22 protein-coding genes are annotated in these 24,079 nt (G+C 51.8%); 12 read left to right on the forward strand and 10 right to left on the reverse strand.

The features are described from left to right. Positions 1 to 23 precede the first annotated feature (23 nt). Entirely contained in the window at positions 24 to 1,301 is a 1,278-nt protein-coding gene (locus ACFQ1T_RS06250) for an HD-GYP domain-containing protein (protein ID WP_313987350.1), read from the reverse strand. Next, positions 1,294 to 4,233, reverse strand: coding sequence for an EAL domain-containing protein (locus ACFQ1T_RS06255; protein ID WP_379074909.1), 2,940 nt, complete (start codon positions 4,231 to 4,233; stop codon positions 1,294 to 1,296). The genes ACFQ1T_RS06250 and ACFQ1T_RS06255 overlap by 8 nt, the downstream gene beginning before the upstream one ends. A gap of 170 nt (positions 4,234 to 4,403) precedes the next feature. On the opposite strand from ACFQ1T_RS06255, the gene ACFQ1T_RS06260 reads away from it, so the two are divergent. The 5 genes from ACFQ1T_RS06260 to ACFQ1T_RS06280 all read left to right on the forward strand — a co-directional run bounded on the left by ACFQ1T_RS06260 (position 4,404) and on the right by ACFQ1T_RS06280 (position 9,705). Then, positions 4,404 to 5,561, forward strand: a complete 1,158-nt coding sequence (locus ACFQ1T_RS06260) for an exo-alpha-sialidase (RefSeq protein ID WP_379074912.1) — start codon at positions 4,404 to 4,406, stop codon at positions 5,559 to 5,561. 117 nt (positions 5,562 to 5,678) lie between these two features. Further along, entirely contained in the window at positions 5,679 to 8,261 is a 2,583-nt protein-coding gene (gene clpB, locus ACFQ1T_RS06265) for an ATP-dependent chaperone ClpB (protein ID WP_338655148.1), read from the forward strand. Between the two features lie 122 nt (positions 8,262 to 8,383). Continuing rightward, positions 8,384 to 8,920: a hypothetical protein gene (locus tag ACFQ1T_RS06270; protein WP_194748574.1), complete on the forward strand. Its 537-nt coding sequence runs from the start codon at positions 8,384 to 8,386 to the stop codon at positions 8,918 to 8,920. A gap of 30 nt (positions 8,921 to 8,950) precedes the next feature. After that, positions 8,951 to 9,370, forward strand: a complete 420-nt coding sequence (locus tag ACFQ1T_RS06275) for a secondary thiamine-phosphate synthase enzyme YjbQ (RefSeq protein WP_194740530.1) — start codon at positions 8,951 to 8,953, stop codon at positions 9,368 to 9,370. A gap of 35 nt (positions 9,371 to 9,405) precedes the next feature. After that, the gene (locus ACFQ1T_RS06280) at positions 9,406 to 9,705 is read left to right on the forward strand and encodes a hypothetical protein (protein ID WP_379074916.1); all 300 of its coding nucleotides are present in this window, start codon (positions 9,406 to 9,408) and stop codon (positions 9,703 to 9,705) included. Positions 9,706 to 9,752: 47 nt separating this feature from the next. Here ACFQ1T_RS06280 and ACFQ1T_RS06285 read toward each other — a convergent pair whose 3' ends face one another. Both ACFQ1T_RS06285 and gpmI read right to left on the reverse strand, forming a co-directional pair. Then, positions 9,753 to 11,132: a murein hydrolase activator EnvC family protein gene (locus tag ACFQ1T_RS06285; RefSeq protein WP_379074918.1), complete on the reverse strand. Its 1,380-nt coding sequence runs from the start codon at positions 11,130 to 11,132 to the stop codon at positions 9,753 to 9,755. A gap of 16 nt (positions 11,133 to 11,148) precedes the next feature. Then, on the reverse strand, positions 11,149 to 12,699 hold the full coding sequence (gene gpmI, locus ACFQ1T_RS06290) for a 2,3-bisphosphoglycerate-independent phosphoglycerate mutase (RefSeq protein ID WP_379074920.1): 1,551 nt from the start codon (positions 12,697 to 12,699) through the stop codon (positions 11,149 to 11,151). Between the two features lie 146 nt (positions 12,700 to 12,845). On the opposite strand from gpmI, the gene ACFQ1T_RS06295 reads away from it, so the two are divergent. From ACFQ1T_RS06295 to ACFQ1T_RS06310, 4 genes are all read left to right on the forward strand, one after another. After that, positions 12,846 to 13,265 carry a rhodanese-like domain-containing protein gene (locus tag ACFQ1T_RS06295; RefSeq protein ID WP_194748570.1) on the forward strand — a complete coding sequence of 140 codons (420 nt, stop codon included), beginning with the start codon at positions 12,846 to 12,848 and terminating at the stop codon, positions 13,263 to 13,265. A gap of 11 nt (positions 13,266 to 13,276) precedes the next feature. After that, the gene (gene grxC / locus ACFQ1T_RS06300) at positions 13,277 to 13,534 is read left to right on the forward strand and encodes a glutaredoxin 3 (RefSeq protein ID WP_194748569.1); all 258 of its coding nucleotides are present in this window, start codon (positions 13,277 to 13,279) and stop codon (positions 13,532 to 13,534) included. Between the two features lie 95 nt (positions 13,535 to 13,629). Then, positions 13,630 to 14,106: a protein-export chaperone SecB gene (secB, locus tag ACFQ1T_RS06305; RefSeq protein WP_194748568.1), complete on the forward strand. Its 477-nt coding sequence runs from the start codon at positions 13,630 to 13,632 to the stop codon at positions 14,104 to 14,106. A 61-nt stretch (positions 14,107 to 14,167) separates the two neighbouring features. Then, complete coding sequence (locus ACFQ1T_RS06310) at positions 14,168 to 15,160, forward strand: NAD(P)H-dependent glycerol-3-phosphate dehydrogenase (RefSeq protein ID WP_379074924.1); 993 nt, start codon at positions 14,168 to 14,170, stop codon at positions 15,158 to 15,160. Positions 15,161 to 15,180: 20 nt separating this feature from the next. Here ACFQ1T_RS06310 and ACFQ1T_RS06315 read toward each other — a convergent pair whose 3' ends face one another. The 6 genes from ACFQ1T_RS06315 to ACFQ1T_RS06340 all read right to left on the reverse strand — a co-directional run bounded on the left by ACFQ1T_RS06315 (position 15,181) and on the right by ACFQ1T_RS06340 (position 20,692). Then, positions 15,181 to 15,603, reverse strand: coding sequence for a cupin domain-containing protein (locus ACFQ1T_RS06315; RefSeq protein WP_379074926.1), 423 nt, complete (start codon positions 15,601 to 15,603; stop codon positions 15,181 to 15,183). A gap of 148 nt (positions 15,604 to 15,751) precedes the next feature. Continuing rightward, complete coding sequence (locus ACFQ1T_RS06320; protein WP_275356176.1) at positions 15,752 to 16,363, reverse strand: FKBP-type peptidyl-prolyl cis-trans isomerase; 612 nt, start codon at positions 16,361 to 16,363, stop codon at positions 15,752 to 15,754. A 309-nt stretch (positions 16,364 to 16,672) separates the two neighbouring features. Next, positions 16,673 to 18,313 carry a chaperonin GroEL gene (gene groL, locus ACFQ1T_RS06325; protein WP_194748563.1) on the reverse strand — a complete coding sequence of 547 codons (1,641 nt, stop codon included), beginning with the start codon at positions 18,311 to 18,313 and terminating at the stop codon, positions 16,673 to 16,675. Between the two features lie 46 nt (positions 18,314 to 18,359). Further along, entirely contained in the window at positions 18,360 to 18,647 is a 288-nt protein-coding gene (locus ACFQ1T_RS06330; RefSeq protein ID WP_194748562.1) for a co-chaperone GroES, read from the reverse strand. 348 nt (positions 18,648 to 18,995) lie between these two features. Then, positions 18,996 to 19,625, reverse strand: coding sequence for a hypothetical protein (locus tag ACFQ1T_RS06335; protein ID WP_275356175.1), 630 nt, complete (start codon positions 19,623 to 19,625; stop codon positions 18,996 to 18,998). Positions 19,626 to 20,083: 458 nt separating this feature from the next. Next, positions 20,084 to 20,692, reverse strand: a complete 609-nt coding sequence (locus tag ACFQ1T_RS06340) for a TetR/AcrR family transcriptional regulator (protein WP_379074929.1) — start codon at positions 20,690 to 20,692, stop codon at positions 20,084 to 20,086. A 141-nt stretch (positions 20,693 to 20,833) separates the two neighbouring features. Here ACFQ1T_RS06340 and ACFQ1T_RS06345 point away from each other — a divergent pair, with 141 nt between their 5' ends. The 3 genes from ACFQ1T_RS06345 (at position 20,834) to ACFQ1T_RS06355 (ending at position 24,076) form a co-directional block, all read left to right on the forward strand. Continuing rightward, a complete protein-coding gene (locus tag ACFQ1T_RS06345) occupies positions 20,834 to 21,631 on the forward strand; it encodes an SDR family NAD(P)-dependent oxidoreductase (protein WP_313986945.1) in 798 nt (265 codons plus the stop codon). 48 nt (positions 21,632 to 21,679) lie between these two features. Further along, positions 21,680 to 22,585, forward strand: coding sequence for an alpha/beta fold hydrolase (locus ACFQ1T_RS06350; protein WP_194748558.1), 906 nt, complete (start codon positions 21,680 to 21,682; stop codon positions 22,583 to 22,585). A 75-nt stretch (positions 22,586 to 22,660) separates the two neighbouring features. Beyond that, positions 22,661 to 24,076 carry a DHA2 family efflux MFS transporter permease subunit gene (locus tag ACFQ1T_RS06355; protein ID WP_379074933.1) on the forward strand — a complete coding sequence of 472 codons (1,416 nt, stop codon included), beginning with the start codon at positions 22,661 to 22,663 and terminating at the stop codon, positions 24,074 to 24,076. The last annotated feature ends 3 nt before the right edge of the window (positions 24,077 to 24,079 follow it).

A 24,079-nucleotide genomic window follows, 5' to 3' on the forward strand; every position in this document is an offset into this window, starting at 1 on the left:
CCGCGGGTCATCTTTCAACCGGGTCAAACGGTCGCGTACACCTTATCCAGAAAGTAGCTGGTGCGCTGTTTGAGCCGCATACGTTTTTGCAGGATATCGGGCAGCTGCTCTGGTTTCAGACACTGGATGATGTTGATGTCCAGCGCTTCCCTGAGGTCAAAAGTTTCACCCTCTTCCTCAGGATCATCGTTGAGGATCTGCACGAAAGGCCTTAAGGGTTGCTGCGGGTTGGTGGAGATCACCGTTGCCAGTTGCTGATCTGAAAGGCGCACCACACTGCCTGGCGGATAAATGCCCAGGCATTTGATAAAGCGGCGCAAAATGGTCTGGTCAAACTGGTGACGTTGCTGCGCAAACATCATGCTGAGCGCTTCGTAGGGCGTTTTTGCCAAGGCCGGGTTAGAAGGGTTGCATAGGTTGTCATACACATTGGCGATGATCAGGATATGCGCCAACGGGTCAATCTGTTCTGCACGCAGGCCTTGCGGGTAACCGCTGCCATCGGCAAATTCATGATGCTGGGCAATCAGCGTCATGATTTTTTTGGGTACGGCGACCTCTTTGAGCATATTCAGGCCTAAGGCGACGTGGGTTTGATAAATCGCGACTTCGCGCAGGTTAAGGGGGTCCTTTTTCAACAGGATTTTGTCACTAATCTGCCGCTTGCCAATATCATGCAAAATGGCCGCCATGCCCAGTATCACCGCATCCTCATCGCTGATATTCAGGTTCTTGGCCAGGATCAGGCTGGCCACCAGGGTATTCAGCTCATGCTGGTAATGCTGATCGCCGACACGGTGTCCGCTCATGGCGTGGATCGCAATATCACCTTCAGTCAGAGTGCTGCTGACCAGGTCTTGTACCAGGGTCTGAGCTAGTCCATAGGCCTGGTCAGGATGCTCGGTTGAGAGCTTCTGAATGTTTTTGACCTCGGCACTGGTGCGCATAAACTTTTGCTCACTCTCGTTGATGACTTGCTTGAGCACCTGTCGTTTCTGCTGAGCAGCATTGAGCGGCGTGGTTTCTTTGGCGGGTTCCGGCTCTGGGAACAACGCTTTTTTCACCAGAAACTCCACAACATTGGCATTTTTTTTCAGCGGGTGACTGGTACTCCGTCGCGGGTCATAGCGTAGCTGCTTGAGCCCCAGCGATTTGATCGTGTCAATTTGCGCATCTTCAGTGATCTTGAAGTTGCTGACCGAGAATGGATGATCCATCCAACCGAGATCAAGGTGGATATATAACCCCACTTGCAGTTGGTCTGGGCTAATGTAATAAGTGTCGGAGGCTTGATTATGCATGGCGTTTTATTTTTCTTTGATTGTTTAATGTTAACAGTTTTACAAAATCGTCCGCATTGACCGGGTAGGCGTACAGATAGCCTTGGGCTGTCTGGCACCCCAGTCGCTGTAAAAATTTTTCCTGCTCTTCTGTCTCTACGCCTTCAGCCACCACGGTAAATCCCAGCTGAGTTGCCATGGCGTAAATCGCACTGGTAATCGCAGCATCGTCCTTGTCGTTTGGCAGGTCTTTGACAAAGCTGCGGTCTATCTTGATCTGGTCCAGCGGCAACCGTTTCAAGTGTGAGAGTGAAGAGTAGCCGGTGCCAAAATCATCAATCGCAATGCTGATTCCCAACAGCTTGAGTTGATTGAAGGTGTCGACCACATGTTGCGTATGCTGCATCAAGGTGCTTTCGGTGATTTCAAGCTCAATGATGGATGGGTCACATTCGCTTTCCATCAGGATGCCGTAGACCGTGTCGGCAAACTTGCTTTTCATGATCTGCACAGCAGAGACATTAATCGCAATTTTCTTGAATTCCGGATGCTGTTGATGCCAGGCATGCGCTTGCCGGACCGACTGAGCGAGGGCCCATTCCCCTATGCTCAGAATCAGGCCGGTTTCTTCTGCCAGCGGGATGAATTTGGCTGGCGAGATAATGCCCTGTGTCGGATGCATCCAGCGGATGAGCGCTTCCGCGCCAATAATCATGCCTGTCTTGAGGTCAATCTGGGCCTGATAGAACATATTCAGCTGGTTTTTATTGAGCGCCTGCCGCAACTCGGTTTCCAGCTGGAAGTGCTCAACGGCGTCGCGGCTCAGTGCAGCATCGTAAAACGCGACATGGTTTTTACCGTTGTTTTTGACCTGATACATGGCGAGGTCGGCGGCTTTGATCAGGCTCTCGACATCCTGCCCATCCTGCGGGTACATCGAGATGCCTATGCTGCCACTGACAAAAATCTGGTGGTGGTCAATGTTGAATTCAACACGCAGGGCTTCCAGAATATCATGCGCTTTTTGTGACGCATCAGCCTTGCTGCGCAGGTTTTCCAGCATGATGATGAATTCGTCACCACCAAGGCGGCCAACGATGTCAGACTCACGGACGGCCTGACGCAGACGTTCGGTTACGCTCAATAATAACTGGTCGCCTGCATAATGCCCCAGGCTGTCGTTGATATTTTTAAAGCGGTCGAGGTCGATAAACAGAATGGCCGCTTGCTGCTCATTGCGGCCGGAGCGCTGAATCGCATGCGCGAACAGGTGATTAATCAGGCGGCGGTTAGGCAGGCCGGTCAGCGGATCGTGATTGACCAGAGAGTTCAACTGGCGTTGCGAACGTTTCATTTCCGAAATATCCGCAAACACGCCCACATAGTTGGTGATGGCATTGGCGTGGTTACGCACCGCCGTGATGGTCATCCACTCGGTGTAGCTCTCGCCGTTTTTGCGGACATTCTCAATTTCGCCTGACCATTTGCCATGACGTTTGAGTGCACCAAACAAGCCGCGCGGACGCTGTTTGAAGATTTGCGGTTTGCTGCCCAGCACCTCTTCTTCTGCGTAGCCGGTAATCAAAGTGTAGCCCTGGTTGATCCCCACCAGCTCCCCGGCCGGGTTCACAATCATGATGCCTTCAGTGGTGCTGTCAAAGGCGATTTTTGCCAGCTTGAGATGTTTGCCGGTTTGTTCGCGGTTGATGGCCACGCTCAAGGTGCGGCCGATGGCCATCAGTGAGCCCAGTTCTTGTGAGCTGGTCGGCTCTGCATCAAAACAGCGTTCAATGACCATGGATCCCCACCAGTCATCGTCCAGCATCAGCGGCACAATGACCAGGTTGACCGTGTCGTGCGACTTGAGCAGGGCGCGCTCGGCCTCTGGCAGGCTCAGTGCATCGCACATGACAGGCTGGCCCTGCGCCAGCAGGGCATGCCAGCGTTGTAGTTCTGGCGTGAGGAAAGACACTTTTTCCCAGTGCTCATACGTGGCATGAAAGCCGTTCATGGCCCAATGAAACAGGGCCTTGGAGCGCATTTCTGTCTTGTTGCGCATATGGATATTCTCATGCTGCAGCAGGGTGGCGCGACTGAATCTGAAGGACAGGCAGCATTGTTGCAGCACGTTTTCTGCCACCGTTTGCCAGCGTTCAGTCGAGTGCAGCATCCAGTCGCATGAGATCAGGGTATCCAGCACGGCACTGCGGTTGTTGAGTTGGGTTTGAATAAACTTTTGCTCGCTCACATCGCGGGCGACCGTGATCAGGTGGCTTGGAAGGTCTTCGCGGTCGTAGTAGGCGACTTTATGCACCTCCAGCGTTTTATGACCGCCTTGTGGCAAATGCACCAACTCTTCATTGTGGTAGGGCTGGCGCGTTTGCCAGACTTGTTGGTCTGATTTTTCGTGATGTTCAAAACTGTTGCGGAATACCGGGTGCAAGGTTTGCGCAATTTGACGGTTATTCAAAAACTCAAAGTCAAAATGGTTGATCTGGAAGGTGTTGAGCATTTGCTCGTTGGCCATCATCCAGCGGTTGTCGCTATCCTTGATGCAAATCAGGTCAGGGCTCATTTCGATCAGTGAATGCACGATGGATTGCATATGCAGCAACTGGGCGGTCAAGGTCTTTTCTTCTTCCTCCAGCATGAGGCCCACGGCGCGACGGGTGTGTTGCGGATAGAATAGTCTGCATTTGAAATCGCGCTTGAGGCCTTTGAGGGTAAGCGTGATGTTTAGCTCGGTTTTGCCTTCGCGCATGGCTTCGATGAGCACCTGACGTGACTCTTTGGGTAATTCCTCACCCACGGGGGCGAGCAGAGACAATGCCTGTTCGTTTGCCGCCAGGCTCACTGCACGGCGATTGATGGCCAGCATAGCCATATCAGGCATGGTGACGGCAAATGGCTGCAACCATGCTGTGCTATGATGATCAAAAACGGTGGGTAACATAATTCAGTCTGCTTGATTCCAGGCGTCTATCTGGGACGATTAAGTGGGTTAACGGCGCAGTTGGCGCTAAACTTTAGCGAGTTTCACTTGTGTTAATGAACGTCAATTTTATACATAAAATCAATCTGCTCAGGCACGGGTTAAGCGTGGTTTTAGGGCTATTTGTCCTGATGACAAGCTGGGTGGATTGTGCGCAAGCGCACGAAGGTCATGAGGGCCATGCCGAGCAGGCGCCCAACGCGCTGGCCGTCAGTGTCGCGCCCGAGGGCGCCGGCCGCATCTGGCTGGCTCAGGCCAGGCAGGGTCAGGTCTGGGTGTCTTTGCTGGATGCCACGGGCAAACCCCTTGGTCGGGAAACCGTGGTCAATCCGTTGCCGATGAAAGTGGCCGCCGACGGCGAAGCCAGGCCCAAGATTGCGGTTGGCCCCAATGGCCATCTGTATGTCACCTGGACCGAGTCGCTGAAAAAACCTTATGCCGGGTATATCTGGTTTGCACGCTCTACCGATGGCGGCAAAAGCTTTGAGGCCCCTTATATCGTGCACCAGCACCGCGATGAAATCACCCACCGTTTTGACAGTTTGCACGTGGCCGCCAATGGCATCATCACCGTGGCCTGGGTGGATAAGCGCGATTTGCTGGCCGCCAAGGCTACGGGTAAACCGTATGATGGGGCTGCCATTTACTATGCGGTTTCAAGCGATCAAGGCAAAAGTTTTGCCCCAGAACAAAAATTGGCGGATAGCAGCTGCGAGTGTTGCCGGATTGCCATGACCAGCAAGCCGGATGGCACGGTAGCGGTCTTGTGGCGGCATGTCTTTGAGGGCAGTGAGCGCGACCATGCCATGGCCGAAATTGGTGGCACCGGCAAACCGGTGCTGGTGCGTGCCAGTTATGGTCACTGGAAACTGGATGGTTGTCCGCATCATGGTGCTGCGATTGCGGTTGGTGAAGGCTTTGGCTATCACCTGGCCTATTTTGATGGGGCAGGGGACAAGCCCGGCTTGCGGCTGGCGCGCATGGATGGCCAGGCCTGGGTGAGCTCACCGCCGAAACGGATTGGTGACCTCAAACGCAATGCCAGCCACCCTGCCTTGTTGAGCGTGGCCGATAAAGTCTGGCTGGCCTGGCAAGAGCGGGATAGCAGCGGTTTTGATATTGTGGCCATGGTCTCTGTGGATGGTGGCCGTACCTGGGGCGCGCCCAGTGTCATGCTGCATAGCATGACCAAGCTGGATTACCCGCAATGGCTCAATTTGCAAGGCCAGGTGTCGCTGGCCGTGAATACCAGTGATCAAGGCTTGAAAGTCCTGCCATTCGCAAAATAGCCTACTCAAAAACGCTGTCATTTGATCTGGCGCTATTGAAAACGCAAAAACCCGCCGCATTATATGGGTATCCAGCCGCAAGCGTGCGGCGATACTTTAATCAAGAAAGGGTTTGCCATGCGTTTTGATAAACTCACGACTAAATTTCAACAGGCCCTGGCCGATGCGCAGAGCATGGCCGTCGGGGCGGATCATCCCACCATAGAAGCGCCTCACTTGTTGCTGGCCATGCTCAACCAGGACGACAGTGGGGTGGCGGCGCTGTTGTCACGCGCAGGTGCGCAAGTCAGTGCACTTAAAACCGGGTTGCAGCAAGCCATAGACAACCTGCCTAAAGTCAGCGAAAACAGCGGCGATGTCAGCGTGTCGCGCGACCTCAATAATCTGCTCAATGTCACCGACAAGCTCGCGCAAAAGAGCGGCGACAGCTATATTGCCAGCGAAATGTTCTTGCTGGCGCTGGCCGAAGATAAAGGCCCCACCGGGCAACTGCTCAAGCAACATGGCTTGAGTAAAACCGCACTTGAACAGGCGATTAAAGCCGTGCGCGGCAATGATTCTGTCAACAGCCAGGAAGCCGAAGGCCAGCGTGAAGCGTTGAAAAAATACACGCTGGACCTGACCGAGCGCGCCCGTGCTGGCAAGCTGGATCCGGTGATTGGCCGCGATGACGAGATTCGGCGCGCCATTCAGGTCTTGCAGCGCCGCACCAAAAATAATCCGGTATTGATCGGTGAGCCCGGCGTGGGTAAAACCGCGATTGTAGAAGGCCTGGCGCAGCGTATCGTCAATGGCGAAGTGCCTGATTCGCTTAAAAACAAAAAAGTATTGAGCCTGGACATGGCTGCCCTGTTGGCCGGGGCCAAATACCGCGGCGAATTTGAAGAACGTTTGAAAGCGGTGCTCAAGGAGCTGGCGCAAGACGAAGGCCAGACCATCGTCTTTATTGACGAGATTCATACCATGGTCGGTGCCGGTAAATCTGAAGGCGCGATGGATGCCGGCAATATGCTCAAGCCTGCATTGGCCCGGGGTGAGCTGCATTGCGTGGGCGCGACCACGCTCGATGAATACCGTAAATATATCGAGAAAGATGCGGCCTTGGAGCGTCGCTTCCAGAAGGTACTGGTGGATGAACCTAGCGTCGAGGCGACCATTGCCATCTTGCGCGGTTTGCAGGAAAAGTACGAATTACACCATGGTGTGGAAATTACCGACCCGGCCATTGTCGCGGCGGCAGAACTGTCTAACCGCTATATTACGGACCGTTTTTTGCCGGATAAGGCCATCGATCTGATCGACGAGGCGGCTTCGCGTATCAAGATGGAGATCGACTCCAAGCCGGAAGTGATGGATAAGCTGGATCGCCGACTGATTCAGCTTAAGATTGAGCGTGAAGCCGTGCGCCGCGAGAAAGATGAAGCCAGCCAGAAACGCTTTGGCCTGATTGAAGAAGAAATCAGCAAGCTCGAAAAAGAGTATGCCGACCTCGAAGAAATCTGGAAAGCGGAGAAAGCTGCCGTACAAGGCTCGGCAGGCGTGAAAGAGGCGATTGAAAAAATTAAACTGGAGATGGAAGCTGCCAAACGCAAAGGCGACTGGCAAAAAGTCTCAGAGTTGCAGTATGGCAAATTGCCGCAACTCGAAGCCCAGTTGAAGCACGCGTCAAGCGCTGAAGCGAGTGGCACGGTCAAACATAAAATGTTGCGTACCGAAGTCGGTGCCGATGAAATTGCTGAAGTGGTCAGCCGGGCTACCGGCATCCCGGTCAGTAAAATGATGACCGGCGAGCGCGAAAAACTGCTCAATATGGAAAATAGCCTGCATGCGCGCGTGGTGGGGCAGGACGAAGCGGTTCGGCTGGTCTCGGATGCGATCCGCCGTTCACGCAGTGGCTTGAGTGACCCTAACCGACCATATGGCAGCTTTTTGTTCCTGGGGCCGACTGGCGTGGGTAAAACCGAGTTGTGCAAGGCGCTGGCCAACTTTCTGTTCGACAGTGAAGACCATCTGGTGCGCATAGACATGAGTGAGTTTATGGAAAAACACTCGGTCTCGCGTTTGATTGGTGCGCCCCCCGGCTATGTTGGCTATGAAGAAGGCGGCACGCTGACCGAAGCCGTGCGCCGCAAGCCTTATTCAGTCGTATTGCTGGACGAGGTGGAAAAAGCGCATCCGGATGTGTTTAACGTGTTGCTGCAAGTGCTGGACGATGGTCGCCTGACCGATGGCCAGGGGCGGACGGTAGACTTTAAGAATACCGTCATTATCATGACCTCTAACCTGGGTAGCCAGATGATCCAGAGCATGAGTGACCAGGATTATCAGGTGGTTAAACTGGCGGTGATGGGTGAGGTGAAGACGCACTTCAGGCCAGAGTTCATCAACCGGATTGATGAGGTGGTCGTGTTCCATTCACTGGGAGAAGCGCATGTGAAGTCGATTGCCAATATCCAGTTGCAATTGCTGGCCAAACGGCTGGCGGCCATGGAGATGCAACTCGACGTCACCGATGCGGCGCTGGCCGAAATTGCCAATGCAGGCTTTGATCCCGTTTATGGCGCACGTCCGCTCAAACGCGCCATTCAAAGTGAAATTGAGAATCCGCTGGCACGTGAAATCCTGGCTGGGCAGTTTGCGGCCAAAGACACGATACAGGTGGATTTTCAGGGTGGGAAAATGCAGTTCCGCAAAGCCTGAGTGTCAGCGCGCGCATCTTGGGCGCAGCGTGGTCATCTGCCTGCAGGCTGAACCTGTGGTACAAGCAAAGGGTCATATTCGTATGACCCTTTTTTATTGTGCGGGTGTAAAATGGAGCAACTATGCGAGACTCACAAGCTTGGCGTTTGTCCTTGATCATTTTTTTGCTCGGTTTGATGAGCGGATGCGCGACACAACCACCGCAACCGGTGCAGATTGACCGTATTTCTCCCGAGCAACTCGCTGCGCTGGTGCCACCGCCGCAGTCGACGTTGAGTTTGGATGAGATTGTGACCATGAGCAAGCAGGGCAAGACGGATGCCGAGATTATTGACGCAATCAAGCAGTCGCAATCGCGTTATGCATTGACCCCTTCTGAGGTGCTGTCATGGCATCAAAAAGGTATTTCCAAAGGCGTGCTTGATTATATGCAGCAGGCGAATGCGCTGGCGCAGCAAAACGCCATCGCCGATGAGATTAACAAGCGTGAAAAAGCGCGCGCCGAGGCAGAAGCCAAGTTAAAGCGTGAGCGGGATTATGCCCGGTTGCGCAGTATGGATCCCTGGTTTTACGGGCCAGGTTTTTACGGCGGCCCCGGTTTTTATGGTGGCCCTTGGGGACCCCGGCCCTATTGGGGCGGCGGCTGGCGTTACTGGTAAACTGACGCTGATTTACGGATAGATTGATGGATGCGACAACAGCACGAAACCCTCTCTATTAATGCCCAAGGTCGGCGTTTGTATGACATCACGCCGCAGGTATTGCAATGGGTGCAGCAATCCGGCATTCAGTCCGGCTTGTTGACGCTATATATCCAGCACACTTCAGCCAGCCTGCTGATCAATGAAAATTATGACCGCGATGTGCTGGTGGACCTGGAAGCCTTTTTTAACCGGCTGGTACCGGATGGCGATGACCTGTTCATTCATACCGTTGAGGGCCCGGATGACATGCCTGCACATGTGCGTACCGCGCTGACACAAACCAGTTTGTCGATTCCTGTGCTACAAGGCAGGGTTGCCCTGGGCCAGTGGCAGGGCATTTTTTTGTTTGAGCATCGGCACCTGCCTGCCCGCAGACGCGTCCTCATGCATGTGATGGGTGAATAAGATTTTTGAGTATTTGATAGAAGTGTCGTATTGCCGTGCGTTATTCTGAACTGTTTTTATCTCTGACCTGTAGTTTCTTGGTGGTGGCTTGTAGCGAAGATGCGCCCAGCCAAGTGTCTACAGCGCTTCCCCTGCCACCCAGTGATGTGTCGTCCAATGATCTGGTGCCGCCAGCGGATGCCATGCCAGCAGCGGGGGGCACACGCCCCGTGCAACTCATGCAGGTCTCTAACACCACGCTTACCATGTCGCAAGCTGAGCTGGACAAGTTGTATCTGGAAGCCAGGCAGCATGTGCGCGAGGCCGTGGATTCACCAACAGAAGAACGGTACTAGGACCGCGCGCCGACCAGGACACCGGGGTGCGCAAGGCGGGCCAACGCCTAACGCACACTACTCCATTGCAGCGGATCAAACGGCACACTGTTGCGGCGCAGTTCGTAATAAACCCCATTTTCAGCATTGCCACCGCTATTGCCCACCGCGGCAATCGTATCGCCCGCTTTAACACTTTGCCCTGACGATTTGTACAAGGCCTCGTTGTTACCGTACAGGCTCATGTAGCCGTTGCCGTGGTCAATCACAATCAGGTTGCCAAAGCCACGCATCCAGTCGGCAAACACCACTTGCCCGCCCGCGACCGATTTCACCTCGCTGCCCTCCCTGGCGCGGATGAAGATGCCTTTCCAGCTTACCCCGGTCTCTGCCCGGGCCGTGCCAAAACGGTTGATCACATCGCCGCGTACCGGCAGGCGCAAGCGTCCCCGTAACTGGGCAAAGTTTTCCTTGTTGGCATTGTATTCAGGTAGCGTTTCGTTTTTGGCAATCACGGTGCTGCTTTGCGTGTCGCTGCCTGAGTCATCGACTGTTGCTTGCGGCGTATGCTCAAACGTGCGGCCGCCGGATTTCTTTTTACGCGCCGCCAGTTCAGCGGCTTTTTTAGCCGCCGCTTCTTTCTCGCGCTTGGCTTTCGCCAGCGCTTCCTGCTCACGTTTCTTGGCCTCGGCCAGCAAGCGCTGGAACAACTGTGACAGCGCTTCTTCGTCTTTTTTCAGCCGGACCATCTGCTGTTCTTGCGTTTCGATCTGTTTGGACAGCTCTTTTAACGCCTCGCTACGCAGTGATTTTTCGTTTTCCAGTTTTTGCGTGGTGTCGCTGTATTGGCTGGCCAGACGTTCGGTTTCGTGCAATTGTTCGGTGGTTTGCGTGCGGACGCGGTCTATGGCTTCCTGGTTGGTTTGCAGCGACTGAATCTGCTGCTGGTGCGCCGCCGTCAGATAGCCCAGGTATTTGAGATTGCGTGCCGTGTTGTTGGGGTCCTGTTGTTGCAACAACATTTGCAGCGGGCTATGGTTGCCATGCCGATATTGCTGGTTTAGCTGCTCGTTGAGCGATTGTTTTTGCTGGTTGACCTGACGTTGCAGGCCGTTGAGTTGTTTTTGCAAGTCTTGTAATTTGCTGCGGTTTTCCAGCTGCGCATCCTGAATCTCGCGCAATTTTTTGCGGGATGCGCTGATGGCCGTTTCCGAAGCCTTGAGCGCTTCATGTGCATCCTGTTTGGCCACGCGCGAAGCTTTGAGCGCATTGGCCAGTTGCTGGATTTTCTCTTTGACCTGTTCGAGATCGCCTTTGGTTGTTTCTGTTTTGTCCGCAGGCGCGGCCTGCGCTTGCAGGCTCACGGCGCCACAGAGCCAGAGGCCTGCCAACAGGCTAAAGCACTTGATCGCTGGCTTTGCCAGCTGCTTAACGATGATCGGAGTCATGCACCTGAGCGGCCACTCAGGCCGCAGCATTCAATTGGATCAGCGACTGGCCGGTCATTTCTGCAGGTTGTGCGACCCCCATCAGCGATAACAAGGTCGGTGCAATGTCTGACAGTGCGCCGCCGCTACGAATCACCGCCTGGCGCCCAACGTAAATAAAGGGCACCAGATTGGTGGTGTGCTGGGTGTGTGCCTGCGCACTGGTGTGGTCAAACATGCTCTCGGCATTGCCATGGTCGGCGGTAATAATCACTTCAGCGCCGGTTTTTTGGGCAGCCGCCACAATCCGGCCGACACAGGTGTCCAGCGTTTCTACCGCTTTAATGGCCGCTTGCAAGTTGCCGGTATGGCCCACCATATCGCCATTGGCATAGTTGCAGATCACGGCCTGATATTGCTGTGATTCAATGGCGGCGACCAGTTTGTCGGTGACTTCTGGCGCACTCATTTCTGGTTGCAAGTCATAGGTCGCAACTTTGGGTGAAGGCACCAGAATGCGGTCTTCACCAGCAAAAACGGTTTCTTCACCGCCGTTGAAGAAGAACGTCACGTGCGGATATTTTTCAGTTTCGGCAATGCGCAATTGCTTGAGCCCGAGTTTGGAGACGTATTCGCCAAAGGTATTGGGCACGGTGTAGGGCGCGAAAATCGGTTCTGCCAGTGTCTGGTTTTTGTCGTACTGGGTCAGCGTAAAATAGTGGCTAAAGCGTGGCACCCGGCTGCGCTCAAAGCCTGCAAACTGCTGGTTGAGCAGGGCATCGGTCAGCTGGCGGGCGCGGTCACTCCTGAAGTTCATGAACACCAGGCAGTCACCGTCTTCCATACGCACGGGGGCTTCGTCAGCAGCGCGAATCGCCGTGCACTTCACAAACTCGTCGCTTTCATCGCGGGCGTACGCTTGCTGCAAGGCGGTCAGGCTATCTGCCGCCACATATTCGGCCGTGCCATTGACCAGCAACTCATATGCCACCGAGACCCGCTCCCAGCGCTTGTCGCGGTCCATGCCATAAAAGCGGCCGCCCACAGAGGCCACCCGGCCAACGCCCAGCTGCTGGAGATGGTCTTCGAGCGCTTGCAGGTAAGGCTGCGCGCTTTTTGGCGGGGTGTCGCGGCCATCGAGAAAGGCATGCACATACACCTTGCTCAGGCCCTGTTGCTTGGCCATTTCGAGCAGGGCGTGAATATGCGGCTGGTAGCTATGCACGCCGCCATCAGACAGCAGGCCCAGGATATGCAGCGCTTTGTCACTGGCTTTGAGGGCCTGCATGGCATTGACCAGGGCGGGTAACTTGAAAAACTCACCACTGCTGATGCTGTTATTAATGCGCTCAAAGTCTTGAAAGACAATGCGTCCCGCCCCAATATTCAGGTGGCCCACTTCAGAATTGCCCATTTGGCCGTCTGGCAGGCCGACATAGTGTTCGGAGGCGTTGATCAGGCTGTGGGGGTAAGTGGCTTTGAGCCGGTCGAGGTTGGGCGTGGTTGCCTGTAAAACAGCATTGTGTTCGCGGGTCTCGCTGTGGCCAAAACCATCGAGGATCAGCAATATGACAGGTTTGATAGACATGGCTAACAATCTTTAAAAGTGGTGACGAAATGTCGGATTGATGAATTCGTCTATTATAATCGCAACCGCTGGTCACGCCTACCCAAGCGGCCAGTATCCTGAAGACCGCACACCGGTCGTCATAACCCAACAAAGTGAGTAACGCTGTGGAATTTTTAAAACATAATGTGTTGTTAATCGGACTGGCGGTCGGCTCTGGCCTGGCGCTGATCCTGCCCATGCTGAGCCGTTCTGCGGCGGGGGCAACTGTGCTCTCAGTCACTGAAGCCGTGATGCTGATGAATAGAAAATCTGCTTTGGTACTGGATGTGCGCGAGGCGGACGAATTTGCCCAGGGGCATTTGCAGGGTGCGCGCCATATTCCGCTTGCGCAACTGGCTGACCGCATAAATGAAATTCAAAAATTCAAGGAAAAGCCGGTGTTGCTGGTTTGCCAGCGCGGCAGCCGCGCCAACGCCGCCGCCAAATTGCTCAAGGCACAGGGCTTTACCACGTTGAATGTGCTCAAAGGTGGCATGGCCGCCTGGGTGGAGGCCAAGATGCCAGCCACTAAGTCATCCACTTGAAAGGAATCATGATGGCAAAAGTAGTGATGTATACCTCGGCAGTCTGCCCTTATTGCATCAATGCCGAACGGTTATTGAAAAACAAGGGCGTGACCGAAATTGAAAAAATTCGTGTCGATTTGCAGCCAGAGTTACGGGCCGAAATGATGGAAAAAACCGGCCGCCGTACGGTGCCACAGATTTTTATTGGCGAGCACCATGTTGGCGGCTTTGATGACTTGCATGCCCTGGATGTGCAGGGCGGTCTGGACCCGTTGCTGGCCGCTTGAAGTGACCTGTCCGCTGTCATAAAAAACCCATAGTCAGGCCAGGGATGTCCGGTTAGAATAGCGCCTTTGTGTATTGATAACTTTAAGGACGATTCATGGCTCAGGAACCACAAAACCAAGCGGACCAAAACGCAGCACCGATTTTCAGCATCGAAAAATTGTATGTGCATGATGCTTCTATCGAAGTGCCTAATGCACCAGCGATTTTCACCGAGCGTACGACGCCACAGATCAATGTAGAACTGGGTAATACGGCACAACAGGTTGAAGATGGTATTTTCAACGTCTCCATCAAAGTGACTGTGACCGCGAAAATCGAAGATAAAACCGCATTCCTGGTAGAAGTGAACCAATCCGGTATTTTTGCCATCCGCAACGTGCCACAAGAAAACATGGAGCCTATCCTGGCGGTGGCTTGCCCTAACATCTTGTTCCCTTATGCACGCGAAGCCATCTCCGATATGGTTACCCGCGCTGGCTTTATGCCCGTGTTGTTGAACCCGATCAACTTCGAAGCCTTGTACCTGCAACAGCAGCAACAAGCTGCGCAAGCGGCAGGCGCCCCTAACTAATTTCGTCTCACTTTGTCAGTCACCGCAGATAGCTCGCGGTGACTGATCAGGATCCATCCAAATGAGTAAAGTTGCCGTTCTTGGTGCAGGTGCCTGGGGTACTGCACTTGCCATGCATATTGCCTTGCAACACGAGGTGGTGTTGTGGGCGCGTAATAGCGGGCACGTTTCTGGCATGCGCAAGGCGCGTGCCAATCCGCTGTATCTGGGCGACTTTGCTTTCCCTGAAAAACTCTCGGTAGAGGATGATCTGGCTGCAGCGATTGATGGCGCCGATTTGATTTTATCCGTGGTGCCTACGGCGGGTTTCCGGCCGATTTTGCAGCAACTCAAAAGTCTGGGCATACAACAGCCCTTGATCTGGGCCAACAAAGGCCTGGAGCCGCAAACGGCAAAACTGCCTTTTGAAGTGGCGCAAGAGGAGTTGGGCGCAGAGTATCCGTGGGGCGTGTTAAGCGGCCCCAGCTTTGCCGCCGAACTGGTGCGAGGCCTGCCAACGGCAATTACACTCGCCGCCAATCACCGCGAGCTGGCGCAGCAATCGGCACAGCTGATTCATGGCGGCTGCTTGCGCGTCTACGATAGCGTCGACGTGGTCGGCGCTTCGGTGGGTGGGGCGGTTAAAAACGTGATGGCGATTGCCGCCGGTATCTCTGACGGCATGGGCTTTGGTAACAATGCGCGCGCTGCCATGATCACGCGGGGCTTAGCTGAAATCACCCGCTTTGGCATGGCGCTGGGTGCCAAGGCCGAGACCTTTATGGGCTTGGCGGGAGCGGGCGACTTGATCCTGACCTGTACCGGCCAATACTCGCGTAACCGTGAAGTCGGCTTGCAGCTGGCTTCGGGCAAATCACTTGAAAGCATTCTGGCGGGATTGGGCCACGTGGCAGAAGGCGTCAACACTGCGCGTGAAGTCATGCGTCGTGCCGAAACCATAGACGTCGAAATGCCCATCACTTTTGAAGTCAATCAACTACTCACTAACCAGAAAACGGCGCAAGAAGCGGTCAGCGCCTTGTTGGGTCGCGGTCAGCGACAAGAGTCAGTCTAGGTTTTTTACCAGCGGCTTGATCAGGCAAGCACAGTGGCCTGAGCCGCATAGACCCGCACACTTTCCTGCTCATTGGCATCGTTACGTGCCACGAGCGCAATCGCTTCGGTATCAGGGCTCAAATTGACAGGCTGATGCGGCACCCCTGCCGGGATGAAAATAAAGTCGCCCGCTTGATTGGTGCAGGACTTGCTCAAATTTTCACCATAAAACGTTTGCACTTCACCCTTTAGCAGGTAAATCGCCGTTTCAAAGCCTTGATGGTAATGCGGTTGCGCTTTGGCCGCTGGCGGGATCACCACGATATTCATCGAAATGCCCCTGGCCCCCGCCGTCATTTGAGAGATGCCCACATAATTGGGCAGGTGCTGAATGGTATCTATGCTGTGTTCAGGGCGCACAGTCACGATTTCACCGGTTAAGTTTAATTGAGGATCTTGCATCTGTGGCGCTCGACAATGTGAAAGATTCACAAAGTCTAACAATAGCGCAGGCATGGAGGCAAGCCGGGAATCGGCGGCCCCGTGAAAAAGGGCACCCGACGGGTGCCCTGAATCTGTATTGCCTTGAATTTGTATTACTAGGACCGGCTTATTCGATAGCCAACAACTCAACCTGAAATACCAGCGTCGCATCTGGGCCAATCACCGGGCCGCTGCCGTTTGCGCCATACGCCAGGTGCGATGGAATTGTCAGCTCAAACTTGCTACCTACGTTCATCAACTGCAAGCCTTCTACCCAGCCTGCAATCACGCCAGTCACCGGGAACACAATCGGTTCGCCGCGCTGATAAGAGCTATCAAACACCGTGCCGTCGGTCAGTGTGCCGTGGTAGTGGACTTTGACACGGTCGCTGGTGGTAGGCTTCGCGCCATTGCCTGCGACCAGTTGTTTATACTGCAAGCCACTCGCTGTCGTGGTTACGCCTTCTTTTTTCGCATTGTCTGCCAGATAGGCTTCGCCCGCCGCCTTGTTTTTCGCGTGAGCAGCCATCTGTCTGGCCTGGCTCTCTTGTTGCACTTGTTCCACTGTGCTGCGTTTTTCGTCGTCGGTCATGCGTGAAGCATTGCCGGCCATCACATCGCTCACTGCCAGCGCCACGGCCGCAGCATCCAGCTCCAGGCCGTCATTTTGCAATTGGTGAGCCATATTTTCGCCGACGATATAGCTCAGGCGTTGAGTGAGGGTGTTTAGAGTAGTCATATGAATTCTTTCGTGAGATGAGTATGCCGCGCATGTGCGCCGCGCCATTCGCCATTATGGCGGAGAATGACAGATAAAACAAAACCCGCAGAAGCGGGTTTTGTTTGTGTGAATGCTTGTTAGGGCATTTCAACTTCAATGCCAAGGTGAGGCTAGGCGTTGAAACATTTACGACGCAGACAGTACATGAAGTACGGCAAGGACTAAATGTCAAAACTAACGACGCATCACCGATGCAGGGAAGATTGAAATGACATCATGCCGCGCCACTGTTTTGTATGGTCGGCAATGATGTCATCCAAGCAAAGGCTACATCATGCCGCCCATGCCACCCATACCGCCCATATCACCACCCATTGCTGGTGCATCTTCTTTAGGCAGTTCAGCCACCATGCAGTCAGTGGTCAGCATCAGGCCAGCCACAGAAGCCGCGTGTTGCAAGGCAGAGCGGGTCACTTTAGTTGGATCCAGTACGCCCATCTCAACCATGTCGCCATAGGTTTCGTTGGCTGCGTTGTAACCGTAGTTGCCTTTACCGGCAGCCACGTTGTTCACCACGACTGATGGTTCAACGCCAGCGTTCTGTGTGATCTGACGCAGTGGCTCTTCAACCGCACGCAGAACGATCTTGATACCGGCTTCTTGATCCAGGTTGTCACCTTTCACTTTGGCAATCGCTTCGCGGGCACGAATCAATGCCACGCCACCGCCTGCCACAATGCCTTCTTCAACCGCAGCACGGGTCGCGTGCAATGCATCTTCCACGCGGGCTTTTTTCTCTTTCATTTCGATTTCAGTCGTCGCGCCAACCTTGATCACGGCAACACCGCCAGCCAGTTTGGCCACGCGTTCTTGCAGTTTTTCACGGTCGTAGTCGCTAGAAGCTTCTTCGATTTGTGTTTTGATTTGAGTGATACGGGCCTTGATCGCTTCTTCGTTGCCAGCACCGTCAATGATGATGGTATTTTCTTTGCCCACTTCGATACGTTTTGCTTGACCCAGATCGTGCAGTTGTACGGCTTCCAGTTTCAGGCCCACTTCTTCAGAGATCACAGTACCACCAGTCAGAATCGCGATGTCTTCCAACATGGCTTTACGACGGTCACCAAAGCCTGGGGCTTTAACTGCAGTCGTTTTCAGGATACCGCGGATGTTGTTCACTACCAGGGTTGCCAGTGCTTCGCCATCGACATCTTCAGCGATGATCAGCAATGGACGGCCAGCTTTCGCTACTTGCTCCAAGGTTGGCAGCAAGTCACGGATGTTGGAGATTTTTTTGTCGTGCAACAACACGAATGGGTTGTCCAGCAACGCGATTTGGCGCTCTGGGTTGTTGATGAAGTATGGAGACAGGTAACCACGGTCAAACTGCATACCTTCAACCACATCCAACTCGTTGCTCAGGCCTGAACCGTCTTCAACAGTGATCACGCCTTCTTTACCCACTTTGTCCATTGCATCCGCAATGATCTGGCCAACAGAGGCGTCAGAGTTAGCAGAGATCGCGCCAACTTGGGCGATTTCTTTGCTGGTAGTACAGGGTTTGGATTGTGCTTTCAGGTCAGCTACAGCAGCTTCAACTGCTTTGTCGATACCGCGCTTCAGGTCCATTGGGTTCATGCCCGCAGCGACAGACTTCATGCCTTCACGGATAATGGCTTGTGCCAACACAGTCGCAGTCGTTGTACCGTCACCAGCGATATCATTGGTTTTAGAAGCAACCTCTTTCACCATCTGTGCGCCCATGTTTTCGAACTTGTCTTTCAGTTCGATTTCTTTAGCCACAGACACACCATCTTTAGTGATGGTTGGCGCGCCAAAAGAACGCTCCAATACCACGTTACGGCCTTTAGGGCCCAAAGTTACACGAACAGCGTTAGCCAATACGTTAACGCCATTTACCATTTTTTGGCGAACGTCATCACCAAATCTTACGTCTTTAGCTGCCATTTAAATTCTCCTAAATTACAAATGTGTGGGATTGAGTTGCGAGTGATTACTCAACAATCGCCATAATGTCTTCTTCGCGCATCACCAACAGCTCTTCGCCGTTGACTTTCACTGTTTGGCCGGAGTATTTGCCGAACAATACTTTGTCGCCGACTTTCACGTCCAAAGCGATAGCCTTGCCGTTGTCATCTTTTTTGCCATTGCCAACTGCCTGAACCACACCTTGGTCTGGTTTCTCTGTTGCACTGTCAGGGATCACAATGCCAGAAGCAGTAGTGCGCTCTTCAGCAGCGCGTTTAACAATTACACGGTCGTGCAACGGACGAATGTTCATGAGATTCTCCTTGGAGTTTTCCTAAAGTGTTATAGGGATAACGTTAAAACTAAAACAATCAAAGCGGTACGCATTTTAGCACTCGCGCACCTTGATTGCTAATTTGGGGCGGGATTTTTTGATTTCAAGGGCTAATACATAAAAATTTTATGGGTTTTTGTCGTTTGTAATTCAACTTGAGATTTTTGCAATTCAAGAAGAGAGTGTCATTTCAATAAAATCAGATAGTTAACGAACTTCTTAACCTACAGGATTCAATAAACGGCACTTTTTTCTAAATTTGAGATTTAGATTAACGTTTGAATTAAGGGGCGCCGTTAGGCGTCACGCTTGAATGATGGGTTAGAACTAGGTTTCATTGATGCTCTTGAGCTCTGCTAGCATTCGGAACCCCATAGATAGTGCCTCATGGGCGTAGCCTTCGGGGATGTATTGGCCATGTATTGCTGCATTGCAAATTTTGAGCACGTAATCAAAGGAACCCTCGATTCCTTGATAGTTGGGAAATTGCCCAACAAACTGAAGGAACAATGAACGCGTCGAAAGAAACTTGGTGTTTCGCTCTGGCGTGAGGGGGGCAGAGGGCTCCTTGTCTAGGATACGGCGTAGCTCTTTCTCAAGTTGCATACGGAGCTTAGCAAGTGCGTAATTGAGATCGTTTCCTTCAGAGGCTAGAAATTGTTCGATTTGTTCCTCAATCTCCGACTTGCCTGTTTTTGTTTTTAAAGTTGTGTCGAGGTCCTCCTTCGCCTGAGTTGTCTCACTGCGGCTTGGAAGATTGACATTGATGGTTTGGCTGACAGTATTGCTAATAGCGGAGACAAGGCTTGTGTATGCAGCGAGCGTGGAGCGGGTTTCATCTTTGAACTGTTTTACTTCTTCTTTGATTTCTTTGACCCGAGCCTCGTACTCAAATAGCTGCCCGAATTTCAGCTTTTTGGCTTCGGGGAGCATAAATAGAAATAGTGCAAGTGCCAAGTAACTTCCGCTCGAACTATCAAGAGGTTTGCTAGGAGGCACTCCAACGAACATACAAAAAGCGTACAAAAAGTACGCTGCTAATAGATAACAGAGTGTTGGGAATACATTTGCTCCCGACAATTTTTTTATGAAATTGCACATAACAAGATTCCGAGTTCTAATAGTAATTATAGAGTCACATGGGTCTCTATATTATGAATTGAATATTCGATATACATGGCTGGAATCCTTTGCTCCTTCTTGGTTTTGTTGTTCATGCGTCTCCTTATTAGATTATTAATGTAGAGACAGAGCACTAGCGTTTTACCGATTGTAGTCTAAACGATCAAACTTTCAACTTATGTTGTGGTAAGTATCAAATCTGAACAATCAACTAAGTGTTCTAAAGCAATGACCGATGAAAGCCCTTATAAGATTGGGCTGTGCTTTTCGCCTGCCACAGTGATAGATACCCCTTATTTGCTCGGCCAACTCAACATCGCTACATTAACCATCCTTTTGAGTTCTTCTTGAGTGGCGCCATTGACCGCTTGCACTGACATTCCTTGATGTAGAGTAGCTAAATATTTAGATAAATCAACGGCATTTACGTCAGGCGATAAATCACCTTCCAGTTGTGCCAACTCAAATCGCTCAGTCAACAAGCCTTCATAATGTTTTCTATACTGAATAAGCTGCTCTTTGATGATTTCTGCGCCTTCACCGCATGAAAGGGCACCTTGCACGATCATGCATCCCTTGGGATGTGCTTCACTCGTTAGAAACTCTGCGCTACTTAATAAAAACTTTTCTGCGACTTTGCGCGCTGTTGGCTCTTTCATCACCATCCTCACAAATGAAGCTGGACCGGAGACATACTTAGAAAGCGCTTGCCTAAACAATTCTTCCTTATTGCCAAACGCAGCATACAAACTTGGCTTATTCACACCGAGCGTGGAGGTTAACTCGGCCATTGAGGCGCCTTCATAGCCCCTTTCCCAAAACACTTTCAAAGCCTTGTCCAGGATCACCTCGTTATCAAACATTTTGGGGCGACCTCGTGTCTTTTTTAACTCTTCAGTCATCTCAATTTTCTTCACTTAAGTAATTTATACCAATTGTTACAAAAAAATGTTGACAGAGCAAATTTTGTTGCATAGTATTTATGTACCGATTGGTATTTTATATATATATACGTAACTGTTAAACCGTAAAGAGGTAGAAAAATGAATGCAGTGAATAAACTTGGGACAGCATTGATCACAGGTGCATCAACTGGGATTGGGGCTGTGTATGCAGACCGACTAGCAAAGCGAGGTTATGACTTGATTTTGGTGGCACGTGATCAAGCAAAGCTGCAAAAAGTAGCAGATGGTATTAAGAGTGCATCTGGAAGTCAGGTAGAAATCATGCCGGCCGACCTGACCCTCAAGGCTGATTTATTAAAAGTCGAAACACGCTTACGGGAAGATAGCAGTATTACCCTGCTGGTGAATAACGCAGGTGGTGGTGCGTCTACGACGTTGGTTGAGTCTGATATGGATGCGATGGAGACCATGATTCAATTGAACATCACCGCGCTCACACGACTCTCCGGCGCAGCTGCCAAACGATTTTTTGCTGAAGGCAAAGGTGCCATCATCAATGTTGCCTCAGTGCTTGCCTATATTCCTGAAATGTTCAATGGCGTTTACAACGCAACTAAGTCTTATGTGGTGATGTTTAGCCAATCCATGCAGCATGAACTTGGTGACAAAGGGGTGCGCATTCAGGTGGTGTTGCCAGGTGCGACCGATACGCCGTTCCTGGACAAAGTGAATATGCCAGCAAGTCACTTGCCGCCTGAAATGGTGATGAAAACTGATGATTTGGTAGATGCCGCGCTAAGAGGATTTGATTTGGGCGAGGTGATCACTATTCCATCTTTGCCAAATATTGAGGATTGGCAAGCATTTGATGCGGCAAGAAAAGCATTGGGGCCGCATTTGTCATTAGCTAAACCAGCGAATCGTTACCTGAGCTAATCACCACCTAAGAACCCAATCATCCATTTGACTGAACAGGAGATATTCGTGAATAAAATTTTAAGATCATTGTTACTCATCGCCACTACCTTATCCATCATAGAGTCAGGCACGGCCTTGGCTGCGGATAAACTGGAGACAGCGGCCACAAAATTTGTCGAATCGAATGGCATTAAATTCTCTTACCGCATTTTAGGCCCTCAATCAGGTACTCCATTAGTGCTCCTTCAGCACTTCACTGGCAATATGGATGCCTGGGATCCGGCAGTAGTGAATGCCTTGGCCAAGAATCGTCCAGTGGTTGTATTCAATAACAGAGGCGTTGGTGCTACGAATGGAGTGGTTGCCGACAACATCGCACAAATGACCACAGATGCTTATGCGTTTATTCAAGCTCTGGGCTATAAGCAAGTGGATGTGTTGGGGTTTTCGATGGGTGGGTTTGTTGCTCAAGAACTTGCTGCGCAACATCCAGAACTGGTTCGAAAAGTGATTCTCGCCGGGACTACCCATCAAGGCGGTGGCAATCATCTGATGAAAGTGTTGGGTGAGGCTTTTTCTAGAGCCAATGCACCAGATCCACGCGACTATTTGTTCTTCTCGCAAAGTGAAGCAGGGAAGCAAGCCGCCGCTGCATTTTTGTCTCGCGTGTATGCCAGAAAAGAAGGGCGTGACCCTGAAAGTGGTAAGGAGATTGCAGATGCACATGGCAAGGCCTTAATTGTATGGACGAGCACACCTGATCCTGAATTCAAAACGTTAAAAGCCATTCAACAACCGGTTTTGGTGGTGACGGGGAGCAATGACACCATGTTACCAACCGAGGGTTCGATTACCCTATATAAGCAGCTTAAAAATGCGCAATTGCTGTTATATCCAGACTCCAATCACGGTTCGATTTTTCAGTACCATGATTCGTTTGTAAACACAGCTGAGTTCTTTCTGAGTCACTAAGCGAACACTGGCCGCAACGAATCAAGGCGTTGTGGCCAGTATTACTAATACGCCTAAGTCAAATCAGAGAATGTCATGAACTCAAACATACAGCAGTTAGTGTCTGCAAATAAAGCAATCCCGGCAGCTTGGCGGGTATTCGCAATCGCCAGTATTGCGATTTTTATGTCCTCCCTGGATACGACGATTCTGTATGCTGGGTTCAATAATATTCTCAGTAGCTTTCCGGACTCTACTGCCGCTGATCTATCCTGGGCGATGAGCGGCTACTCTATTGTCTATGCTGCCATGCTGATCCCGGCGGGTGGTATTGCAGATAAATTTGGGCGTAAAAAAATATTCACATTAGGCACCTTGTTATTTATCAGTGCCTCATTTGCATGCGGTGCCGCCCCTAGTGTCTCATGGCTTATTGTCGCCAGAGTTTTTCAATCTATCGGTGCTTGTCTGCTGACCCCCTCTGCATTGGCGCTGGTATTGGAGGCGTTTCCTCGCGAGAGGCGGTCAGTCATCATGGGTGCTTGGGGCGCTGTTGGTGCTTTGGCCGCGGCATTAGGTCCGGGGATTGGTTCCTGGATTATTGATGTAGGCGGCTGGCAGTGGGCATTTTTTATCAACATCCCGATTGGATTATTTTGCATATGGCAAAGCTTAGCTGTATTGCATGAGTCGGTTCAGCCAAGAGCGCATATGCGGCTTGATCTCGTCGGCATGTTGCAGTTGGTCGTCGGTGTGGGAGCAATTGCGTTTGCGATTGTTGAGATGAAGTCGCCTAGTTGGAATCCCTATGAGTTAACAGCCATTCTGATATTAGGTTGGGTGTTGCTGGCAAGTTATATTCCTTGGGCGAAGTTTTACCCAGAACCATTGTTTGACCTCAGCCTGTTTAAAAACAAAACCTTTTTATTTGCAAACCTGGCAGGCATCACCTTCGGGATTGCGTTTTCCATCATGTTTTTTTCATTCTTTTTTTGGATGAAGAATATATGGCATTTAAGCCAGTCCTTAGCCGGTGCGTCTGTCATGCCAGGGCCACTGATGGTTGTTCCTACCGCATTGGTTGCAGGGAAAATAGCCTCCAAAGTGGGACATCGTCCTTTGCTTATCACAGGGACCATGACCTACGCCCTCAGTGGACTGTGGTTTTTAATGGTCCCCGATACCACCCCTAATTATCTGGCTACATGGCTACCGGGTTTACTATTAAGCGGCATCTCTGTCGGCTTGGTCATGCCCTCTTTATCCGCTGCCGCCATGTTTGGTTTGCCGCAAAAAGACTATGCCGTTGGTTCTGCCATCAATCACGCTGCCCGCCAAATTGGCACGGTGATAGGTGTGTCCATCACCGTGTTATTCCTTGGTAAAGCACTGCTCAAGCCGGGTGACTTTATCCCAACGTACAGCATACATATTGCATTGGCGCTCATCACGGCCATGTTATGTATCCCGATCAATACCCACCCAAAACAACTTGCCAATTTAACTCAATAGGCC

This window comes from Methylophilus glucosoxydans, from assembly GCF_042676145.1.
Taxonomy (GTDB): Bacteria; Pseudomonadota; Gammaproteobacteria; order Burkholderiales; family Methylophilaceae; genus Methylophilus; species Methylophilus glucosoxydans.